Genomic DNA, 2288 nt, shown 5'->3' with positions numbered 1-2288 from the left:
ACCGGGCCCGAAACAATCTGGACGTACACCTACAAGATCCGGGTGGAATAGGATCGCGGTGCCGAGGTCTGGCCGGAATCTGGGCTCTCAAATGACTCGGTCTTCGACGTCCTGACGTGACACCCGTCCTCATTCGCCGTAAGACGCGCTGAACCTCACGTCAAAGCGCCATGTCCCACAATACTTTCGGTCATCTCTTCCGTGTCACGACATTCGGCGAAAGCCATGGACCAGCCCTCGGCTGCGTGATCGACGGCTGTCCGCCGATGATCCCGCTCGAAGCGGCGGACATTCAGGCCGAGCTCGACCGCCGTCGCCCGGGGCAATCGCGATTCACAACCCAGCGCCGCGAGCCCGACGAGGTGAAAATCCTCTCCGGTGTTTTCCTCGACGAGCGGACCGGGCGGCAGGTGACGACCGGTACGCCGATCGCCCTCCTGATCGAAAACGTCGACCAGCGCTCGAAGGATTACTCCGACATCAAGGATTCCTACCGGCCCGGACATGCCGATTTCACCTACGACGCAAAGTACGGGATACGAGACTACCGCGGCGGCGGGCGCTCTTCGGCGCGTGAAACCGCGGCGCGGGTCGCGGCCGGCGCCGTGGCGCGAAAGGTCGTTCCGGGTATCGTCATCCGCGGCGCGCTCGTTCAGATGGGGCCCCATCCGATCAATCGCAATCTGTGGGATTGGGACGAAGTCTCGCGTAACCCGTTCTTCTGCCCCGACTCGGAGGCGGCAGCATTCTACGAGGACTATCTCGACGGGTTGCGCAAGGAAGGCTCCTCGATCGGAGCCGTTCTCGAAATCGTCGCCGAAGGTGTGCCCGTCGGCCTCGGCGCGCCCATCTACGGCAAACTCGATGCGGAACTCGCGTCGGCCCTGATGTCGATCAACGCCGTCAAGGGCGTCGAGATCGGCGACGGCTTTGCGGCCGCGTCGCTGCGCGGGGAAGAGAATGCCGACGAAATGCGTCCCGGCAACGACGGCGCGCCGACATTCGGCTCGAACCACGCCGGCGGCGTTCTCGGCGGGATCTCGTCAGGCCAACCGGTCGTGTGTCGGTTTGCGGTGAAGCCGACCTCGTCCATCCTGGCATCTCGCGCCAGCGTGACCCGACATGGCCAGCCCGTCGACGTGCAGACGAAGGGCCGCCATGATCCGTGCGTGGGCATTCGCGCCGTTCCGGTCGGTGAGGCCATGGTCGCTTGCGTCCTGGCCGACCAGTTCTTGCGCCATCGCGGGCAGGTGGGAAGCGGCCCGGTTTGGCCCTTCGAGAAGAGCTTCCCCTCTCTATAGACAGGGTGCTATAGCCGCCCGGGTTCCCGCACTCTCATGTCGCGGGTTTTTTGTTATGAAGTTTCGTCCGTGCCTCGCGCGTGGAGAGATCTGATGTCCAACAGCGTCACCGAAGCCATCGAAGCGTTTGCCCGTGGAGAAATCGTCATCGTGACCGATGACGACGATCGCGAGAACGAGGGCGATCTCATCGTCGCCGCCTCGCTCTGTACCCCGGAGAAGATGGCTTTCATCATCCGCAACACCTGCGGGATCGTCTGCGCGCCGATTACGAGCGCGGAAGCCAAGCGTCTTCGCCTCGACCCCATGGTGCCTTCGAACGATGCGCCGCTCGGCACCGCCTTTACCGTGACCGTCGACGTGYGGCACGGGTTGACGACGGGCATCTCCGCCGAGCAGCGCACGAACACCGTCAGGGCGCTCGCCAACCACAACATGGGCGCTGCCGACTTCGTTCGTCCTGGCCACGTTTTCCCGCTCATTGCCAAGGATGGCGGCGTTTTGATGAGGTCAGGTCATACCGAGGCCGCGGTGGACCTATGCAAGCTCGCCGGTCTTCCGGCCGTCGGCGTCATCTGCGAACTCGCCAATGACGACGGCACGGTGATGAAAGGCGAGCAGATCAAGGCGTTCTCCGACACGCATGGCTTGAAGCGGATCTCGGTCGCCGATCTCATCGCTTATCGTCAGGTGCGAGAGAAGCTCGTCGAGCGGATCGCGACGTTTCCGGTGTCGACGGAATGGGGCGACTTCACGGGCTATGCCTATTCGACGCCCTTTGAGACCGTTCAGCATGTGGCGCTGGTTCACGGCCGGATCGGGGACGGGATCGATATCCCGGCGCGCCTCCATCGCGCAAATGTCCTGTCCGACATTTTCGAGGGCGGAAAGACCATTGCGGCCGCGATGGAGTACTTCGCCAAAGAGGGCAAGGGTGTCCTCGTCTATCTCCGCGACGGAACGGCTGGGGTTCCCACGACCCATTAT

2 protein-coding genes are annotated in these 2288 nt (G+C 63.3%); both read left to right on the top strand.

Annotated features, from left to right (window positions below; genetic code table 11):
- Positions 1–170: 170 nt before the first annotated feature.
- Positions 171–1301, top strand: a complete 1131-nt coding sequence (gene aroC, locus AC1DT3_RS18430; RefSeq protein ID WP_477466677.1) for a chorismate synthase — start codon at positions 171–173, stop codon at positions 1299–1301.
- Between the two features lie 93 nt (positions 1302–1394).
- Positions 1395–2288 (top strand): 3,4-dihydroxy-2-butanone-4-phosphate synthase (gene ribB / locus AC1DT3_RS18425; protein WP_477466676.1); only part of this gene is annotated, 894 nt, incomplete at its 3' end.

It is taken from the genome of Microvirga sp. P4_G7 (assembly GCF_056401005.1).
This window is presented reverse-complemented; position numbering and strand designations above follow the sequence as displayed.

Coding starts and splice junctions, on each gene's coding strand:
- aroC (WP_477466677.1), top strand. CDS start 171: ATGTCCCACAATACTTTCGGTCATCTCTTCCGTGTCACGACATTCGGC.